This window comes from Dechloromonas denitrificans (assembly GCF_020510665.1).
In the GTDB taxonomy this organism is placed as follows: domain Bacteria; phylum Pseudomonadota; class Gammaproteobacteria; order Burkholderiales; family Rhodocyclaceae; genus Azonexus; species Azonexus denitrificans_B.
This window is the reverse complement of sequence record NZ_CP075187.1, coordinates 763,535-783,321: the sequence shown is the minus strand read 5'-3', so window position 1 is coordinate 783,321 and position 19,787 is coordinate 763,535. Positions and strand designations below refer to the sequence as shown.

Genomic DNA, 19,787 nt, shown 5'->3' with positions numbered 1-19,787 from the left:
ACTTAAACGGTATTCAACCTGCGGTACTCAGCCGGTTCAGCAGGAGCCCCGCCAAGGCTTGCCATTGGACAGGCTTGGCAATATGTCCGAGCGCCATGCTCTCGGCGCGCGCCAGGAAATCGGGATCGCAATGGCTGGTAATCAGCATGATCGGGATGCTGCGGCCATGTGTTGCACGAATGGCCGCAGAGACTTCGAACCCATCCATTCCTTGCATTTCGACATCAAGCAAAACCAGGTCGAACGTTCCGGCACGAAAAGCCGTCAGTGCGGCCAGCCCCTCTTCGACAACGGTTACGACAAAGTCAGGCTCAGTCAGAGCAGCCTGCATCAACAGGCCGACGGTTGGATCATCGTCGGCCACCAAAACGCGAAACGGCAAGCGACTCATGTTGCAACCTCCGCCAGCACCACATTCAATGCCACCTCAACCCGTCCCCACTCGGCACGCATGGCCTCGACGCGGGCAATAATCTCCGCCATCGATGCGTTATTGCCCAGTATTTCAATTTCGCGGCAGCGCTCGGCCAAACCGTTGGCGCCCACATTGAAACTGCTTGATTTGAGCGCATGGGCAGCCGAGATCAAAGTCGATGCGCTCTGCGCCTCAATGCCCTGCTCGAAACGCGCCAACTCTCGGGCCGCCCCCTTCAGATAAGCCTGGATCAGTTGCCGAATCAAAACGTCGGATTTGTCGGGCGACAAGGCTCGAATCTTGTCCAGCGCAGAAGGATCAAGCGGCGGCTCACGCTGCAACGGCACCGCCGCAACCGGTGCCGGCGGCGCTGATTGGCGGCGCTCAACCGGCAACCAGCGCTTCAGGACAGCAAGAATCTGCTCCCCGCTATAGGGCTTGGCCAGGTAGTCATCCATACCTGCGGCAACGCAGCGTTCGCGATCTCCCTGCATGGCGTTGGCCGTCAATGCGACGACGGGAATCCGCCGTCCGGAGCCGATTTCCCGCTCACGCAGGGCCTGCGTTGCAGCAAAACCATCGAGTTCGGGCATCTGGCAATCCATCAGGACCAGATCGAAATTCTCGACCGCCATGAGATCGAGGGCCAGACGCCCGTTGGCTGCCGTTCGTACTTCAAGCCCGGCGCGCTCCAGATGCGTACAGGCAACAATCAGATTGCTTTCATTATCCTCGGCGACCAGCACCCGGCCACGCAAACGCTGGCGCTCGTTCCCTGAGCCAGCCACAGGCAAGGGACGGCGACTGAGAGCCGCCTCAATCACGGCAAGCAACTCACTTTCCCGCACTGGTTTGGCCAGGCACGCCGTGACATCGAGACTGAGGCGCTCCTCCTCCGAGATCCCGTCCGACGAAGCCGACAACAAGACAATCCGCATCAACGCAAAACGCGAATCCAGGCGCACGGCACGAACCACATCAAGCCCCGAAAAATCAGGCATTTCCAGATCGATCAGCAGCAGACTGTAGGGTTCCCCCTCATCGATCGCCGAACGCATGCCGGAAAGAGCTTCCAGCCCGGAGGACGCATTGTCCACCTGGTAACCTTCGCGGCCGACCTGGGAAATAAGAATATTGCGGTGCGTCGAATGATCATCGACCACCAGCAGACGCGCTCCGCTCATTGCCGCTTCGGGCAAGGCGGCGGGAAGGATGGGCGCAGCCGCGACAGGCAGGCACAAATCGACACCGAAACAGGAACCCTGGCCAAGCAAGCTGGTCAGCCTGAAACTTCCGCCCATCATTTCAACCAGGCGCCGACAAATGGCCAGCCCCAAACCTGTCCCGCCATACTTGCGCGTCGTTGAACCATCGGCCTGGGAGAAATGCTCGAATATCTTCTCCTGTGCCTCGGGGGCAATACCAATCCCCGTGTCTGACACGGTCAACGTGAATTTCAGGTGCTTTTCTGTTTGCTCAGTCAAACTCAAGCGAAGGATCACCTCGCCACGCTCGGTAAACTTGACGGCATTGCTCAGCAAATTGGCCACAATCTGGCGCAGTCGCAACGAGTCTCCACAAACAAACGGACCATCGCCCGGCGGCAGGTCGGCCAGCAATTCGAGCCCCTTTTTCCTGGCCCCTTGGGCAAACAACTCGATCGACTCTTCAAGCACTCGTCGCAGGCTGAAATCTGCAGCTTCAAGCTCCAGTTTGCCCGATTCAATTTTCGAAAAATCGAGAATGTCGTTGATGATGCCCAGCAGGTGCTTGCCGGAACGCTCAACGGCCTCGACGAATTTCCGCTGGCTGCTGTCGAGAGGCGTGTTGAGCAACAACTCGGTCATCCCGAGTACGCCATTCATCGGGGTGCGGATTTCATGACTCATCGTTGCCAGAAATTCGCTTTTTGCACGACTACCCGCCTCGGCTGCGTCCTTGGCATGCCGCAATTCACGCGTCCGCTGTTCGACCAATTGCTCCAGGCTACCAAGATGGGCCGCCAACCAGTGATCGCGCTCCTGAATCTGCTCCAGCATGCTGTTGAAGCCATGGGCCAGGACATCGAACTCGGAAATCCCGGTGGCCATCGCCCGAATGTCAGGATGGCCGGTCGACGCCTGCGTCATGCAACGGGTGAATTCCTGCAGCGGAGCGATCAATCGGTCAAGCTCCCGGGCCTGGAGGCGCAGGGCCAGTAGCAGGGCAATCACAAAACTGACCAGAATCAGCGCCAGATACAGCAGCAGTTCGTGATAAAAATCTTCCAGATCAAGGCTCAGGCCTATCCAGCCGACCTGTTGCCCGCCGAGCTGCGCGGGGGCCATGAAGTCAAGTTTCGACCAGCCAAATTTGTAACCTGCTGGCAAATGGATCAATGCCGGTATCGAGGAGCTTTCCCCAGCATTTTTTTCGTCCGAGAAGAATACGGAACGATCCTGGCGCAGCAAAACAACGGCAGTGACATCATGCAAGGTTCGCAGGGACGCAAATGCAGCACCGACCGCAACTTGATCATTAGCCGACAAGCCGGCGGCCAGTTGCTCATTCAAGTGCGAAACATGTCGCCGACCGTCTTCAAGCGAGCGATGAAACCCGACCCCAGCAGCCACAAACAGTACGGCAACCGAAACAAAGGCAATCGCCACGGCCAGCATGCGCAAATTAATGCGTGCCAAACGGGCACGCAACGAAAAATGTTTTTCCAGCAAACTCACGCTGAACCTCCGGCATCGTGTGTCAGCGAAACCAGTGCGACGGAAGCTGTTTTCCATGTCCCCCTGAATTCATCGAGCAGAAGCTGGCGCAAGGCATCCAGTCCATGGGCGGGCACCCCCTTCGATACGGATGTCACGGCCAACTCCAGATCTGCCGCCCGCACGGCCAGGCGAATCGCTCCCACATTGGCCGCAGCGCTACGCAATGCATGCACCTGCTTGCGCTCCTGAATCAAATCGTCGCCGGCCTCGTGCCAAGACGTCTCCCAATCCGCAAAATGATCGACAAACAGAGCCAGGGCTTGCTGCCACAACGCTGGCTGACCAAGCATGCGGTCAACAGCTGCAGGGACATCAAAACCATCAAGTACATCGGGTATGGGCATTGGATAACCGAAATGGGGAAGGAAGGAAAAGTGCGATAAACACCGAGCAGCCGATATTATTATTCAGTCAGGCACAAGCAGAGCAGCTTTAAGATTCGTAAAATATTCCTAATGCTTTTCATTGCATTACAATTCGCCCTTTAATCTTGGCCAAATCGAGCATCATGCGTCAGACAGCGCTCATTGTTGAAGACGATCCTGGCACACGGCACGTCCTTCGGACCACCCTGGCCTCCGCAGGAATCGAATGTCTCTTTGCCGAAAATGGTGCTGCAATGTGGCGCCAGCTGGGTGAAAACCCGGACGTCATCATCCTCGACCTAAGCCTTCCCGACGCAGACGGCATGGAACTGCTTCGACAACTGAGGCAGCAATCCGAAATCCCCGTCCTGATTCACTCGACACGCTCCGATGAAATCGAACGCATCATTGGCATAGAAATCGGGGCTGATGATTTCATGCCCAAACCCTGCAACATGCGCGAACTACTGGCCCGAGTCCGCGGCTTGCTGCGCCGCAGTCAGGCCCGTACGGCTCTGCCGACACGCAACGATGCGCGACATATCCGTTTCGGACAATGGACCCTGGATACAGCCTCACGCGAACTGATCAACCAAGACGGCCGACCGACACCGATCGGCGTGCCTGGCTACGCCCTGCTCTCATCCTTTCTCGACCACCCGTTCGAACCCCTCTCACGCGAACATCTCTCTCGGGTCCTGAAACGGGAACACACACCTTACGACCGGATCATTGACGTACACGTCAGCCAGATTCGACGCATTCTTGGCAAACAAGCCGATGGCAGCAGCTTCATCAAGACATTGCGCCTGCAAGGCTATGTCTTCATCGCACCGGTTGAAACATCCCCCTGAAAATATTTGTCCGAAACAAAAAAGGCCACGCAATTGCGTGGCCTTTTCAGACTGCTGACGAACCCCCGATTTTTCGGGGGTTTTGTTTTTCTGGTTGGAAATCAGGGAGACTCCTGGCTTCAAGCCGAAGCGAGGCGGATTCTGAAATTCAGGTTAGGAACCCCGATCTGCCAAAGATGGCGGGCGAATGGGGCGGCAAAACGGGTTCGTGCGAGGATTTTGGCCAATAAGGCTGCCGCCTTGCGGGCCAGCAACAGGGCCATCTTCTTCATGTTCTGACAGGCCGCCGAGAGCAGGCACTGCGCTTGCACCTTGGCCAAGCCACGGAAACGGGCGTAACGGTGGCCGTGCAACTCCTTGGCATCGGCAAAACTGCGCTCCACCGTTTCCTTGCGCCGGGCGTACAGCCGTTTGCCCAGGTCGCTCAGGCGATTGGCGTTGATCGCTTCCTTGAAACCTTCCCAGAGATGCCGGGTCACGAGCTTCTGATGGTTCCGGCTCTGCGTGCATTGCCCGCGCACGCCGCAATCGGCACACCGCGCCGGGTTCGAGGCGTATTCGCGATAACCCAGCCGGTTGGTCGTCCGGTACGGTAGAACCTCCCCGGCCGGGCAGCGGTAGCAGTCCTGGACCGCATCGTAGAGATAGTCCCGTTTGTAGAAATAGCCATCGCGGTGTGTGGGTCGCTTGTAGCCCATCACCCCGAACAGTGCCCGCTCGAGAATGCCCTTGCAGACTTGCGGGGTGAAATACCCGGCATCCAGCCCGACGGCGCCCACGGCCAGATCAAAGCGCTCCATGACCCGATCCAGGCGGGCAAGGTAGGGCTGGCTGTCATGGACATTGCCCGGCGTGACATGGGTATCGACGATCAAAGCATGCACGCCATCGACAGTCCGGTGATCCAGATAGAAGAAGCCGGTCGGCTTGTTGTCGCGGGCCATGAAACCTGCGTCGGGATCGACCGTGCTGACCTTGACCTCCTTCATCGGCGGTGTCGAATCATCGTCATCACGCTTGAGCGGCTTCTTGCCCGCGGCGGCTCGGTCCGTTTCGATGGCTGCATCCAGTTCGGCCAGGTAGGCCGCAGGGGTTTGCTCAACCTGATGCACTTCAAAGTGCCGCTTGTTCGCGTTCGCCTTCAGGTGGGTACTGTCGGTGTACAGCACCCGCCCGCCAATCAGCTTATGCTCAATGGCTTGCTCGACAATCCCGTCAAAGATGCGTTGCTCAATGTCCGTCCCGACAAAGCGGCGACGGCGATTCTGCGACAGCGTCGAGGCATCTGGCACTTTGTCCGTCAGCCGAAAGCCGAGAAACCAGCGGTAAGCCACATTGACCTCGATTTCCTTCACCAGCCGGCGCTCGGAGCGAATCCCGAACAAGTAGCCAATAAACAGCATCTTGAACAACACCACCGGATCAATCGCCGGTCGGCCATTGTTCTCGCAATACAGGTGCTGGGTCGCTTCACGAATGAAATCAAACCGGATGTGTTGGTCGAGCAGCCGGAGCAAGTGGTCTTTCGGGACCAATTGCTCCAACGTCACCATCTCCAGTTCCGTTTGGGCGGGGTAGGCAGGTTTGAGCATGCCGACATTATAAAAAATAAAGCCCCCAATCGCTTGGAGGCTTTGTCAGCGGTCTGAAAAGGCCACGCAATTGCGTGGCCTTTTCTTTGAAAGCATCCGGTTCCGAAGAAAATCAGAACCGGAAACGGATTACTTGACGGACTTGCATCCACCGGTGGTGCTACCGCCGCAAGGTACCGAGCTCTCGCGGTTGATCAGCCACTTGCCACCAACCAGAATCATTTCCAGGGCCTTCTGCGTCGTGTCGTTATAGCGGTTCGACTGATAGATCTGGCGGAAACTGACTTGCGCACGATCGGCACCTTCCATCCGAACGCTAACATCCTGCAATTCAACATTGATGTGCTCACGCGTCGAGATACGGCTGCGACGCAGTTGCGCCCAGTCTTCCCGCGATAGCCCACCATCCGGCGTGAAGGTCGGCGCATAGAAGCCGCTGTAGGCGTTGTAGTCTTTCGCCGCCCAGGCTGCTGCCCAGCCCTTGACCCGCGAAAGGACTTCGCTGTCCGGTGCGGTTGCGGCGACCGGCGAGGCTGCGGGCACGAAGGGGGCTGGCTTGACTTGCAGTTGGGCCATCGCACGGGCATTCAGTGCTTCACGATCCGGGACCGGCACGCCTGCGGTTTCGTTCGGGCAGAGTTCTGCCAGGTCGACCTGGGCGAGTTCTTTCGCTTCCGGGGTCGGCGTGTCGAGCTTTTGCAGGCCCAGGTGTTCAAGGAGTGTGCCCATGCCGGCGTAGGTCCGCAGGTAGGCGAGGCTCAGGTCGGAGTCTGCATTGACTGCGTTGCGACGCGCACTGAGCAATTCGTTTTCGGTGTCGAGCAGGTCGAGCAGGGTGCGCTGACCGACGTTGAACTGGTCGCGATAGGCGTCACGGGTCTTTTCCAGCAGGCTGACCTGGGTGGCCAGGGCGGTGGCTTGTTCGCGCAGGCGGGCGACGTCGTTGTAGGCGATGGCCAGGGTTTGCCGGGTGTCGCGGCAGGCTTTTTCCCGTAGGTCGAGCGAGAGGTTCTTGCGCTCGATGTATTGCTTTTCACGGGCTCGGTCGGCGCCGCCGTTGAAGAGGTTGAAGCTGACGACGAGTTCGCCGACGGTGTAGTTCCGTTCGCCTTTGGCGCCCAGGTAGTTGTCGGTGCTGTCGGTCCGGGCGCGCAGGTCCAGTTTGGGGGAGTAGGCAGCGCGACGGACGTCCAGTTCGCTTTGGGCGGCTTCGGTGTTCTCGACGGCGGCGAGCAGGGTCGGGTTTTTCTTGTACAGAACGTCCAGCGCAGCTTTCTGGCTGGCGGGCAAGCCGCTGCTAACCTGGCTGGGTGGAACGATCACGCTGGGCGGCTGGCTGTTCACGATGCGCTGGTAGCGGGCCGTGACGTCGTGCAGGTTGGCGGTTTCGGTGGTCAGGTTGATTTCGGCCAGGGCCAGGCGGCTGCCGGCTTGCTCAAGGTCGACCCGACGACCAACGCCTGATTGCGTACGACGCAGCAGTTGTTCGTGGGTCGCTTTGTGCTGGACGTAGTTGTCTTCGGCCAGATTGACCAGGAAGCGGTAGCGCAGCACATCAAGGTAGGCGCGCGAGGCTTCCAGGGCAACGGCTTCCGAGGCGTCCAGCAGTTCGTAGTAACGAACCAGCCGGGCCTTGTCCAGGCGACGAACTTCGTTGCGCGTGGCAAAGCCGTCGAACAGGATCTGGTTCAGGCTCAGGCCGTAGCCGCTGCGCGTGTATTTGTTCGTCGTGCTGCTCGGGGCTTGTTCCAGGCTTTCCCGGCCGGTCCCGGCCGTGAAATCAACCCGCGGAAAGTAGCCGCCCCGGCCAACACCAATCTCTTCTTCCGCGGCCTTGTAGTTGTGCCACTTCGACGTCACTTCAGGACTGTTCAGCACTGCCTTCTGCGCTATCTCCTTCAACGTCCCCTGTGCCTCCGAACTCGGCGCACTATGGCCAAGGGTGGGAAAAACAACGGAAAGGAGCAGAACGAGCAATGCATTCGGTTTCATATATGCGAACAATCCAAAAAGTCTTCAATCGAGCCAAAGGGCCTTGAACGTATCAAACAGCCAAAAGTTGTCGGCCAAAAATCGTTCAACTAACCCCGAATGGGCTATACGGGAGGCAGTATAGGGGAGCCAAGCGCCTCATTTGTAAGAAATCGTAAAGGAAGGATCGCAACACTTGTCATAAATTGCAACACCACCCCACCCTTTCAAAGCCCCCGAAAATTCCGATTGTCAGAATCTGCATCCTCCCTGTCAGACTTGGCAATGGGCACCTGAGGATGACTGCCCTAGCATGCATCCGGATCAACAACGAACAGGATTACCCATGCAAGCTTTTCAGGAGTATTACCCCGAAAACGTCGCGCACTGCTACGGCTGCGGTCGGCTCAATCACGACGGCCATCAAATCAAGACATTCTGGGATGGCGACGAAACGGTAACCCACTTCCAGCCACGGCCTGAGCACACCGCCATTCCGGGGTTTGTCTATGGCGGCCTGCTGGCCTCACTGATTGACTGCCATGGCACGGGAACCGCCGCCGCAGCGATGTATCGTGCGGAAAACAGGGCGATGAATAGCTTGCCGGCCTTTCGCTTTGTCACCGGCTCGCTGCAAGTCAGCTACCTGAAACCCACGCCACTCGGCCCACAACTGGAAATTCGCGGACGTATCAAGGAAATCAAGGGGCGCAAAGTGGTGGTCGAAGCTACGGTCTACGCGGAAGGCATTGCCACGGCACGCGGCGAAGTCGTCGCCCTGCAAATGCCCGACACTTTCACATCATGACCTGAAGCATCGCCCCGCGAGGGTGCAGGGCAAGCACCGCCCTCCCCTTGCGCCTTTACTTCCCGCGATGAAGAAAATAGACTTTTGAGTCACTTGAACATCGACTCGAAAATCAGCCATGCGCCGCCTGCTCACGTTGTTCATCGTTTTCTTGTTAGCAGGCTGTGCCACCGTCGTTGCCCTGCAGCTTGAAGATCGCTACGGCCCGGCCGATCCGGCACGTTTTGACCAACGCCCAACAGGCGCGTCAGCCGCCGCGCCAGACTATCAAAAAGACATCCAGCCGATCCTCGATCAGCGCTGTGTCACTTGTCACGCCTGCTACGACGCCCCCTGCCAACTCAACTTGACCAGTTACGCCGGCCTGACCCGTGGCGCCAACCCGGAAGTCGTCTATGCCGCCGCACGCCTGCTTGCGGCTCAGCCAACGCGGCTCGGCATTGATGCACAAAGCAATGTCGAATGGCGGCAGATGGGCTTTTTCCCTGTCCTCAACGAACGGCAACCCAGCCTTGAAGCCAATCGCGAAGCAGGTGTCATGCACCGCTTGCTGACCCTGAAACAGGAAAACCCCGGCCCCCGGATCGGAGCGCTGAATGATCCGGATATTGATTTCTCACTCGATCGCAGCGCCCAATGCGTGGTAGCCGAGGGACTCGATCTCTATACCCGCAGCCATCCAACCCGCGGCATGCCCTTCGGCCTGCCACCGATCTCAAGCGCAGAGCATCGTACGCTGACCCGCTGGATCGAAGCCGGCGCCCCTTATTCACCACCGCCCCCCGTACCCCAGACAGTACAAACCCAGGTTGCCGACTGGGAAAGCTTTCTCAACGGGGACGACCTGAAATCACGCTTGATGGCCCGCTACATCTTCGAGCATTGGTACATCGGACACTTCCACTTTGACGAATGGCCCGGACACTTTTTTGAACTGGTACGCAGCAGCACGCCCCCCGGCCAGCCCATTCGTCTGATCGCCACCCGTCGACCGTACGACGACCCGGCGACCGATCGTGTGTATTACCGCTTGCAGCGCATGGAAGCCACCTCGGTGGCCAAAAAGCACATGCCGCTCAAGCTCGATGCCGCGCGCATGGCCCGCTTGCGCGAGTGGTTCATTTCGGCGGATTACCCGGTTGCCGAACTCCCTGGTTACGCTCCGGAACAAGCTTCGAATCCTTTTGCCACGTTCCATTCGCTCCCGGTCGACGCCCGCTACCGTTTCATGCTCGACGAAGCCCAGTTCACGCTGATGGGCTTCATGAAAGGGCCGGTTTGTCGCGGACAAGTCGCACTGAATGTGATCAACGATCATTTCTGGGTGGTCTTCGTGGCACCGGACAGCAAGGAAACCAAGCTGATGAACGCCATGCTGGATGCCGCCACGCCGGCACTACGCCTGCCTGCCGAGCACGAAAGCACAGCCGGGCTCCTCGCATGGCGCCAGTATGCAAAACTCGAAAGCCAGTATCTCGAAACAAAAAGCAACATCCTGGCGCGCTCGGCAACACGCGAATTCCTGCCCCATGTCCGTAATCTGTGGGATGGCGACGGCAACAACCCGAATGCCGCGCTCACCGTTTTCCGTCACTTCGACAGCGCCTCGGTTGTCCGCGGCCTGGCGGGAGAACGCCCGCAAACCACATTGCTCCTCGGCTACCCGCTGTTCGAGCGGATGCACTACCTGCTTGTCGCCGGCTTCGATGTCTATGGCAACCTCGGCCATCAGGTTGCCACCCGGCTGTACATGGATTTTCTACGCATGGAAGGCGAACAGAATTTCCTCACCCTGTTACCGCTCAAGGCACGCCAACCGGTGCTCGACCGCTGGTATCGCGGGCGCAGCGAGCCCCACATCCGGTACTTTGCCGACGCAACCAGTTACTTCCCCAAGGAAAGCGGCATGCGCTATCGCAGCAAATCGCCGCTCGACGAGTTGTACCAAATCCTGCAGCAACGCATGTCGGGAATTCGTGACAGTACGCTCGACTTCAAGGCCAGCGAATGGTCGGCAATTGCCCTGGGAGCACTTCGGCAATTATCGACAACACACGGCATCGCGGCTTCCCACATGCCGGAAAACAGCCTGCTGGCAATCACTCAGAACGATGGCCGGCTTCATGTCGTATCGCTGATTCGCAACAGCGCACACAGCAACGTCGCCGAACTTTTCAGGGAGGCGACGCGGCGCTTGCCGCAAGAAGATACGCTGCTTGCGCTCGATGGCGTGGTCGGCGCCTATCCGAACGCCATTTTTGCGGTCGACGCATCGGAACTGTCATTTTTCAGCCAGGCAGTTGCCGGCCTGTCGAGCAATGAAGACTTGGTTCGCCTGACCGAACGCTTCGGTATTCGCCGGACCGATCCGCGCTTCTGGCCGTTGAGCGACGCCATTCACGCCGACTGGCGCCAGAGAACGCCGAATGAGGCGGCCATTCTTGATTACAGCCGACTCGAAAACAACTGACCGGGACAGCGGGCGCCCGCGATGAAATATCCCCGTAACATGAAACCTTCATCATGCCGCCTTTGACCCTGAGTACGAGCACGACCATGGATTTGCTGTTGTGGCGCCACGCCGAAGCGGAGGATGGCGAAGAAGACATGAAACGCCGGCTCACCGAGCGCGGCGAAAAGCAGGCCCGTTTGATGGCCACGTGGATTCACGCCCACCAACCGAAGGATTTGCGCATCATCGTCAGCCCGTCGGTCCGCACCCAGCAAACAGCCGAAGCGCTCAAGCTGCCTTTCGAAACCCACCGCAAGATCGGTCCGGAAGCCTGCGTTTCCGAGCTGATCGCCGCCTCGGGCTGGCCCAATGCCAATGGTTCGGTACTGATCATCGGTCACCAGCCTTCACTCGGCCGCATGGCATCGCTACTGCTTGCCGGCCATGAGGCCGAATGGACGATCAAAAAAGGCGCCTTGTGGTGGCTCAGCAACCGCGTTCGCCGCGGTGAAACGCAAACCGTTCTGCGCGCCGTACTCCCGGCAGAATTACTGGACTAGACAAGCGCCACGCTTAGGCGTGAAATGAACCTTTTCCCATTAACGTCAGGAGAGGGCATGGTCACCACAAAAAAAACAAGCACAAAACCACCGGTCGCAACTATTGCTGCTGCACCGAAAAAACCTGCAACACGCCAGGTCAAGGCCAGGCCGGCCAATCTGGGTGACCGCCCCCCCAGCCTGAGTCAGTCGGGCATCGAATCCTTCACCGTTAAAGCCGCGGTCGACGGCGCCCAGGAATCAAAACTCGGCGCCATGCGCGACGTGATTGCCGGCATGCCGCCGGAAGAGTCCGCCGCATTGCTCAAGAACCTGCTCAAGCAGCAAGGCATCCTGACCGGCGAGCAGCCGACGACGCCGGATGAAGAACTGGCCAAGGACTGGCGCGACGGCGGCTATCCGTACAAGAACCTGATGCAGCGCCGCAACTATGAGCGGCAGAAATACCGCCTCCAGGTCGAATTGCTCAAGTTGCAAGCCTGGGTCAAGGAAACCGGACAGAAGGTCGTCATCCTGTTCGAAGGACGCGATGCGGCCGGCAAGGGCGGCACCATCAAGCGTTTCATGGAACACCTGAACCCACGCGGCGCACGGGTTGTTGCACTCGAAAAACCGAGCGAAATCGAACGCGGCCAATGGTACTTCCAGCGTTACGTGCAGCACCTGCCGACCAATGGTGAAATCGTCATGTTCGACCGCTCGTGGTACAACCGCTCCGGTGTCGAACGGGTGATGGGCTTCTGCTCAGACCAGGAATACGCCGAATTCGTCCGTCAGGCGCCGGAGTTCGAGCGCATGCTGGCGCGCAATGGAACACATCTGATCAAGTTCTGGTTCTCGGTCAGCCGTGAAGAGCAGCGCCGCCGCTTCGGCGAACGCAAGGTACATCCGCTCAAACAGTGGAAGCTGTCACCGATCGACATGGCCTCACTCGACAAGTGGGACGACTACACCAAGGCCAAGGAAGCGATGTTCTTCCACACCGATACGGCCGATGCACCGTGGACGGTGATCAAGTCGAATTGCAAGAAGCGCGCACGACTCAACGCCATGCGCTATGTCCTGCACAAACTGCCGTACGCCAACAAGGACACGGACAGGATCGGCAACCTTGACCCGCTGATTGTCGGCCGCGCCAACGTCGTGTATGAACGTGGCGAGCAGCAGGGACTGCCGATTCTGTAACTAGCTGATGACGTAGGAGGCGCAGCCGGTTGCAATCAACTGGCCGGCATCGTTCTCCAGGGTCATCTGGACCGAAGCAATACGGCCACCGAGACGGGTAATCCGTCCGGTGGCCGTAAATTTTTTGCCGATCCCCTGGTGCAGATAATCGGTTCGCAGATCGATGGTGCCGATCCGGCCGAAACGATGACCAACCTGCTCGGTTGTCTCGCTGTTGAATTTTTCCGCGATGGCAACCGTTGCCGCCAGGCCGCCGACAGTATCGAGCACCGTGGCGATCACGCCGCCATGCAGGCGGCCATGCAGGAAGTGCCCGATCAGGTCGGGGCGCATGGCAAAACTGATTTTCGGGGCTGCCGGATCGAGCGATTCGACCTTGAATCCGAGCAGTTCGTTGAAACAGAGCTTATGTTCGAAAACATCGCGCAGCGTAGCCTCAAGGCGGGCTTGCTCTTCGGGAGAGCGACGGGGAAGCGGAATGGAAGTCATCGCCGGTTTTTAGCATAAAAAAGGGCGACGGTGTCACCGTCGCCCAAACCGAACGCCTTGCGGCGCAGAGAAGAACCGTAAAAACTATTTCTTGCGTGGCGCCGGCACGTCGGTACAAGTACCATGCGCCACTTCGGCCGCCATACCCACCGTTTCGCCCAGCGTCGGGTGCGGGTGAATGGTTTTGCCGATATCGACCGAGTCGCAGCCCATTTCGATCGCCAGACAGACTTCGCCGATCATGTCGCCGGCGTTCGGACCAACGATGGCCCCGCCGATGACGCGATGCGTTTCGGCATCGAAAATCAGCTTGGTGAAGCCGTAATCGGCACCATTGGCGATGGCGCGACCGGAGGCGGCCCACGGGAACTTGGCGGACTCGACCTTGCGACCTTCCTTCTTGGCCTGCTCCTCGGTATAGCCAACCCATGCCACTTCCGGATGGGTGTAGGCAACGCCCGGAATCACGGTGGCGTCGAAAGCGGCTTTGTGACCGGCCGCAACTTCAGCCGCAACGTGCGCTTCATGCACCGCCTTGTGGGCCAGCATCGGGTTGCCGACCACATCGCCGATGGCGAAGATGTGCGGCACGTTGGTCCGCATCTGGGCATCGACGTTGATGAAGCCACGGTCGGTGACCGCGACACCGGCCTTGTCGGCACCGATCTTCTTGCCGTTCGGCGCACGGCCGGCGGCTTGCAGGATCATGTCGTACTTGACCGGCTCGGGCGAAACGCCTTCACCTTCGAACGTCACGTAAAGACCATCTTCACGGGCGTCGACCGCGACAGTCTTGGTTTTCAGCATGATCTTGTCGAAGCGATGCGTATTCTGCTTCTCCCAGACCTTGACGGCATCGTGGTCAGGCCCTTGCATCAGGCCATCCATCATCTCGACGACATCAACCTTGGCACCCAGCGTCGAATAGACGGTGGCCATTTCGAGGCCGATGATACCGCCGCCGATAACCAGCATCTTTTGCGGCACGAAACGCAGTTCGAGCGCGCCGGTCGAGTCGACAATGCGCGGGTCCTTCGGAATGAAGGGCAGATGCACCGCAGCCGAGCCGGCGGCGATGATGCATTTCTGGAACTTGATGACCTTCTTCGAACCGGTCTTGTCCTGCCCCGTACCTTCGGTGACTTCAACCTCGATGTGGTGCGGATCGAGGAAGGTGCCGAAACCGCGCACGATGTCGACCTTGCGGCCCTTGGCCATGCCGGCCAGGCCGCCGGTCAGCTTGCCGACGACCTTGTCCTTGTGGGCGCGCAGCTTGTCGATGTCGACTTGCGGTGCGGCGAAGGTAACGCCGAGGTCGTTGGCGTGTTCAGCCTCCTCGATCACTGCAGCAACGTGTAGCAGTGCCTTGGACGGAATGCAGCCAACGTTGAGGCAGACGCCACCCAGGGTAGCGTAGCGTTCGACGATCACCGTCTTCATGCCGAGGTCGGCCGAACGGAAAGCGGCGGAGTAGCCACCCGGGCCGGCACCGAGGACGAGCATCTCGCACTCGATGTCGGCACCGCCGGTATGGCTGCCGGCAACCGGGGCGACTGCTGCGACCACAGGAGCAACGGCTGGCCCTAGGGTCGACTGTGCTGCCGGGGCAGAAACCGGTGCTGCTGCGGCAGCGCCCGTTTCGACTTTGATCAGCAGCGCACCTTCGGCCACCTTGGCGCCGAGCTGGACCAGCACTTCCTTGACCACGCCTTCAACCGGGCTCGGCACATCCATGGTGGCCTTGTCGGATTCCAGCGTGACGATGGCGTCGTCGACCTTGATGCTGTCACCAACCTTGACGAACAGCTCGATGACCGGCACTTCGGCGAAATCGCCGATATCGGGGACTTTGACTTCAATAATCTGGCTCATCGCATTCCCCTTAAACGATCATCCGGCGCATGTCGGCCAGCAGTTCGGCGACATAGACGTTGAAGCGGGTGGCCAGCGCGCCGTCGATCACGCGGTGATCGGCAGTCAGCGACATCGGCAGGGTCAGGCGCGGCACGAACTGCTTGCCGTCCCAAACCGGCTTCAGCGAGGACTTGTTGACGCCGAGGATGGCGACTTCCGGCGCATTGACGATCGGTGCGAAGTAAGTGCCACCGATGCCGCCCAGGCTGGAGATCGTGAAGCAGGCACCGGACATGTCGGCCGGCTTCAGCTTGCCGTCGCGGGCTTGCTTGGCCAGTTCGCCGGATTCCTTGGCAATCTCGAAGACGCCCTTCTTGTCGGCATTCTTGATCACCGGCACGACCAGGCCGTTCGGCGTATCGGCCGCGAAACCGATGTTGAAATACTTCTTCAGCACCAGGTTGTCGCCGTCAAGCGAGGCGTTGAATTCCGGATACTTCTGCATCGCCTTGACGCAAGCCTTGATCAGGAAGGCAAGCATGGTCAGCTTGTTGCCGGACTTCTCGTTTTCCTTGTTCAACTGAACGCGGAAGGCTTCCAGATCGGTGATGTCGGCATCTTCGTGATAAGTCACGGCCGGGATCATCACCCAGTTGCGCGACAGGTTCTGGCCGGAAATCTTCTTGATGCGCGACAGCGGCTTGACCTCGATCTCGCCGAACTTGGCGAAATCGACCTTTGGCCAGGGCAGCAGGTCGAGCACGCCACCGCCGGTGACGCCGCCAGCCGCCGAAGCGACCGGGCCGGAAATGACACCGGACATGACGCCCTTGACGTACTTGGTCAGGTCTTCCTTGACGATACGGTTCTTCGGACCGGTCGCCGGCACCTTCGACAGATCGACACCGAGTTCGCGGGCATAAGCGCGGACCGACGGCGAAGCATGCACCTTGGCACCGAGCGGCAGGGCCGGCGCCAGCGCCACTGGGGCTGCTGCGGTCGACGCGGCAACCGGGGCAGAAACCGCAGCCGGAGCGGCAGCGGCAACCGGCGCAGCGGCTTGAGCGACAGGCGCGGCAGCCGGGGCCGAAGCACCCGTTTCAACCTTGATCAAAACAGCACCTTCACCCACCTTGGAACCGAGCTGGATGAGAACTTCCTTGACCGTACCGGCCACCGTCGAAGGCACATCCATCGTCGCCTTGTCGGATTCCAGGGTCACAATCGCGTCGTCGACCTTGATCGTATCGCCGACCTTGACGAACAGTTCGATGACCGGCACTTCGGCGAAATCGCCAATATCCGGCACCTTGACCTCGACCACACCACCGCCGGCAGCAGCCGGGGCGGCAACAGGCGCAGCCACCGGGGCGGGTGCTGCGGCCTGAGCGGCCGGAGCCGGTGCAGCGGCTGCGGCGCCACCGGTTTCAACCTTGATCAGCAGCGCGCCTTCGCCCACCTTGGAACCCAGCTGGACCAAAACTTCCTTGACGACGCCGTCGACCGTGGAAGGCACATCCATCGTAGCCTTGTCGGATTCGAGGGTAACAATGGCATCGTCGACCTTGATGCTGTCGCCGACTTTGACGAACAGCTCAATGACCGGAACGCTTTCGAAGTCGCCGATATCGGGGACTGTGACTTCAATGATTTGGCTCATGTTGTCTCTCCCTTAAACGCTCAGCGGATTCGGCTTGTTCGGATCAAGGTTGTACTTGACCAGAGCGGCAGCAACAACTTCGCGCTTGATTTCGCCGTTGTCGGCCAGCGCTTTGAGGGCAGCCAGCGTCACCCAGTGACGATCGACCTCGAAATGGTGACGCAGCTTCTCGCGGGTATCCGAACGGCCGAAACCATCGGTGCCCAGCGTGACGTACGGTGCCTTGACGAAGGGACGGATCTGCTCGGAGAACAGCTTGATGTAGTCGGTGGAGGCGATGACCGGGCCCTTGGCGCCAGCCAGCTTCTGTTCGACGTGCGACAGTTTCGGCGCTTCGAGCGGGTGCAGCAGGTTCCAGCGCTGGACGTCCTGGCCGTTGCGGGCCAGTTCGTTCATGCTCGGACAGCCCCACAGATCGGACTCGACACCCCAGTCGGCCTTGAGCAGGTCGGCCGCAGCGATCACTTCGCGGAAGATGGTGCCGGAACCGAGCAGTTGAACGCGCGGACCAGCCGATTCGCCACCCTGCTTGAACAGGTACATACCCTTGATGATGTCGGCTTCGGCGCCGACCGGCATTTCCGGGTGCTCGTAGTTCTCGTTCATTACCGTCAGGTAATAGAAGACGTCTTCCTGCTCGGCGAACATGCGGCGCATGCCGTCCTGCGTGACCACGGCGACTTCGTACTGGAAGGTCGGGTCGTAGGAGATGCAGTTCGGGATCAGGTTGGAGAGAATCAGGCTGTGACCGTCTTCGTGCTGCAGACCTTCGCCGTTCAGCGTGGTACGACCGGCGGTACCGCCGATCAGGAAACCACGAGCGCGCTGGTCGCCTGCTGCCCAGCAGAGGTCGAGGACGCGCTGCATGCCGAACATCGAGTAGCAGATGTAGAACGGAATGGTCTGGACGTTATGTACCGAGTACGAGGTGGCGGCGGCGATCCAGTCGCTCATCGCGCCCGATTCGTTGATGCCTTCCTGCAGCACCTGGCCAGTCTTCGATTCCTTGTAGAACATCAGCTGGTCATGATCTTCCGGTACGTAGTTCTGGCCTTCCTGATTCCAGATGCCGACCGAGCGGAACATGCCTTCCATGCCGAAGGTGCGCGATTCGTCGGGCACGATGGGCACGACGTTCTTGCCGACATTCTTGTCCTTCAACATCATGTTCATGATGCGGACGATAGCCATCGTCGTGGACAATTCGCGGCCTTCGCCGGATGCCTTCAACAGGGCAGCAAAGGTATCGAGCGCCGGAACCTGCAGCGGATCGGCCTTGCGGCGGCGCTGCGGCAGGAAACCGCCGAGGTCCATGCGACGCTGGCGCATGTATTTGTATTCTTCGGAATCTTCCGGGAAAGTCAGGTACGGCAGCTCTTCCAGCTTGTCGTCCGGTACCGGCAGATTGAAACGATCGCGGAAACGGGCGATCTGATCCTTGTCCATCTTCTTGGTCTGGTGCGAGGTGTTCATCGCTTCGCCAGCCTGGCCCATGCCGAAGCCCTTGATGGTCTTGGCCAGGATCAGGGTCGGCGCCCCCTTGGTCTTGGTCGCACGGTCATAGGCGGCAAAAATCTTGAAAATGTCGTGGCCACCACGGTTCAGCGCCCAGACTTCGTCGTCGGTCCAGTCGGCAACCAGCTCGCGCAGTTCCGGCGTGTTGAAGAAGTGTTCGCGAACGTAGGCGCCGTTCTTGGCCTTGAAGGTTTGATACTGGCCGTCGACCAGTTCCATCATGCGCTTCTTGAGAATGCCCTTCTTGTCGCGCTGGAAGAGCGCATCCCAATGCGTGCCCCAGACCAGCTTGATGACGTTCCAGCCGGCACCGCGGAATTCGGATTCGAGTTCCTGGATGATCTTGCCGTTGCCGCGCACCGGGCCATCCAGACGCTGCAGGTTGCAGTTGATGACAAAAATCAGGTTGTCGAGCTTTTCGCGACCGGCCATGCCGATGGCGCCCAGCGATTCAACTTCGTCGGTCTCGCCATCACCCAAAAAGGCCCAGACCTTGCGATCACTGGCCTTGGCCAGTCCGCGCGAGTCGAGGTACTTCATGAAACGGGCCTGGTAGATCGCCTGGATCGGGCCGAGGCCCATGGAAACAGTCGGGAACTGCCAGAAGTCCGGCATCAGCCACGGGTGCGGGTAGGACGAAATGCCCTTGCCGTCGGTTTCCTGACGGAAGTTGTCGAGCTGGCTTTCGGTCAGACGACCGAGCATGAAGGCGCGCGAATAAACGCCCGGCACGGAGTGGCCCTGGAAGAAGATCAGGTCGCCGCCGGACGGATCGTTGATGCTGCGCCAGAAATGCGAAAAGCCGACGTCGTAAAGGGCGGCGGCTGAAGCGAAGGAGGCAATGTGGCCGCCGACGTTGGTTTCCTTGTTGGCGCGCACGACCATGGCCATGGCGTTCCAGCGGATATAGCTGTGAATCTTGATTTCCATGTCCGCATTGCCGGGGTATTTCGGCTGCTGATCGGCGGGAATGGTGTTGATGTATTCGGTATTGGCCGAGTAAGGCAGATCAACGCCGGCTTCGCGGGCCTGGCCGATGACTTTTTCGATCAAGTAGTGAGCGCGCTCGGCGCCCTCCTGGGTGATGACGCCATCGAGCGCCTCCATCCATTCTTTGGTTTCCTGGGGATCTACGTCCGTCGGATCAGGTAGGGCATTCGGCTGGTTGGCCATCTTTCGTCTCCAAAAAGGTTGGTTGTCTTCTTGTCGTGCCTGCTTAGCCCGACAACTTTAACTCTTGCTTCTTGCTGCGCGAATCCGTGTTTACACCTATGCGGTATTTCGCATTGTAAAAACAAAAATCATAAT

The 19,787-nt window shown here is 59.3% G+C and carries 14 protein-coding genes; 5 read left to right on the top strand and 9 right to left on the bottom strand.

All coding sequences use genetic code 11. The annotated features are described in order from the left end of the window. Positions 1 to 13 precede the first annotated feature (13 nt). Genes KI614_RS03690 through KI614_RS03680 form a run of 3 tightly spaced genes read right to left on the bottom strand, consistent with a single transcriptional unit; the run spans position 14 to position 3,518 of the window. A complete protein-coding gene (locus KI614_RS03690) occupies positions 14 to 391 on the bottom strand; it encodes a response regulator (RefSeq protein ID WP_226407966.1) in 378 nt (125 codons plus the stop codon). Continuing rightward, a complete protein-coding gene (locus KI614_RS03685; RefSeq protein ID WP_226407965.1) occupies positions 388 to 3,132 on the bottom strand; it encodes a response regulator in 2,745 nt (914 codons plus the stop codon). Before KI614_RS03685 ends, KI614_RS03690 begins: the two co-directional genes overlap by 4 nt. After that, positions 3,129 to 3,518 carry a hypothetical protein gene (locus KI614_RS03680; protein WP_226407964.1) on the bottom strand — a complete coding sequence of 130 codons (390 nt, stop codon included), beginning with the start codon at positions 3,516 to 3,518 and terminating at the stop codon, positions 3,129 to 3,131. Before KI614_RS03680 ends, KI614_RS03685 begins: the two co-directional genes overlap by 4 nt. Before the next feature lie 164 nt (positions 3,519 to 3,682). Between KI614_RS03680 and KI614_RS03675 the strand changes: the two genes are divergently transcribed. Further along, a complete protein-coding gene (locus tag KI614_RS03675; protein ID WP_203468748.1) occupies positions 3,683 to 4,393 on the top strand; it encodes a response regulator transcription factor in 711 nt (236 codons plus the stop codon). Between the two features lie 119 nt (positions 4,394 to 4,512). Here the strand turns inward: KI614_RS03675 and KI614_RS03670 are convergent, their stop codons facing one another. Beyond that, the gene (locus KI614_RS03670) at positions 4,513 to 5,985 is read right to left on the bottom strand and encodes an IS1182 family transposase (protein ID WP_226405571.1); all 1,473 of its coding nucleotides are present in this window, start codon (positions 5,983 to 5,985) and stop codon (positions 4,513 to 4,515) included. Between the two features lie 129 nt (positions 5,986 to 6,114). Continuing rightward, on the bottom strand, positions 6,115 to 7,977 hold the full coding sequence (locus KI614_RS03665; RefSeq protein WP_226407963.1) for a TolC family outer membrane protein: 1,863 nt from the start codon (positions 7,975 to 7,977) through the stop codon (positions 6,115 to 6,117). A 325-nt stretch (positions 7,978 to 8,302) separates the two neighbouring features. On the opposite strand from KI614_RS03665, the gene KI614_RS03660 reads away from it, so the two are divergent. The 4 genes from KI614_RS03660 (at position 8,303) to ppk2 (ending at position 12,961) form a co-directional block, all read left to right on the top strand. Continuing rightward, positions 8,303 to 8,764 (top strand): PaaI family thioesterase, encoded by a 462-nt coding sequence (locus tag KI614_RS03660; protein WP_226407962.1) that lies wholly within the window; start codon positions 8,303 to 8,305, stop codon positions 8,762 to 8,764. 118 nt (positions 8,765 to 8,882) lie between these two features. Then, entirely contained in the window at positions 8,883 to 11,234 is a 2,352-nt protein-coding gene (locus KI614_RS03655; RefSeq protein WP_226407961.1) for a fatty acid cis/trans isomerase, read from the top strand. 86 nt (positions 11,235 to 11,320) lie between these two features. Continuing rightward, positions 11,321 to 11,776, top strand: a complete 456-nt coding sequence (locus KI614_RS03650) for a SixA phosphatase family protein (RefSeq protein WP_226409222.1) — start codon at positions 11,321 to 11,323, stop codon at positions 11,774 to 11,776. Between the two features lie 57 nt (positions 11,777 to 11,833). Further along, entirely contained in the window at positions 11,834 to 12,961 is a 1,128-nt protein-coding gene (ppk2, locus tag KI614_RS03645) for a polyphosphate kinase 2 (protein ID WP_226407959.1), read from the top strand. On the opposite strand, the gene KI614_RS03640 is transcribed toward ppk2, so the two are convergent. The 4 genes from KI614_RS03640 to aceE form a co-directional block, all read right to left on the bottom strand. Next, complete coding sequence (locus tag KI614_RS03640) at positions 12,962 to 13,450, bottom strand: thioesterase family protein (RefSeq protein WP_203468743.1); 489 nt, start codon at positions 13,448 to 13,450, stop codon at positions 12,962 to 12,964. A gap of 84 nt (positions 13,451 to 13,534) precedes the next feature. After that, positions 13,535 to 15,322 carry a dihydrolipoyl dehydrogenase gene (gene lpdA / locus KI614_RS03635; RefSeq protein WP_226407958.1) on the bottom strand — a complete coding sequence of 596 codons (1,788 nt, stop codon included), beginning with the start codon at positions 15,320 to 15,322 and terminating at the stop codon, positions 13,535 to 13,537. Positions 15,323 to 15,332: 10 nt separating this feature from the next. Beyond that, positions 15,333 to 16,964, bottom strand: coding sequence for a dihydrolipoyllysine-residue acetyltransferase (gene aceF, locus KI614_RS03630; protein WP_226407957.1), 1,632 nt, complete (start codon positions 16,962 to 16,964; stop codon positions 15,333 to 15,335). Positions 16,965 to 16,976: 12 nt separating this feature from the next. Next, a complete protein-coding gene (gene aceE / locus KI614_RS03625; RefSeq protein WP_226407956.1) occupies positions 16,977 to 19,652 on the bottom strand; it encodes a pyruvate dehydrogenase (acetyl-transferring), homodimeric type in 2,676 nt (891 codons plus the stop codon). Positions 19,653 to 19,787 lie beyond the last annotated feature (135 nt).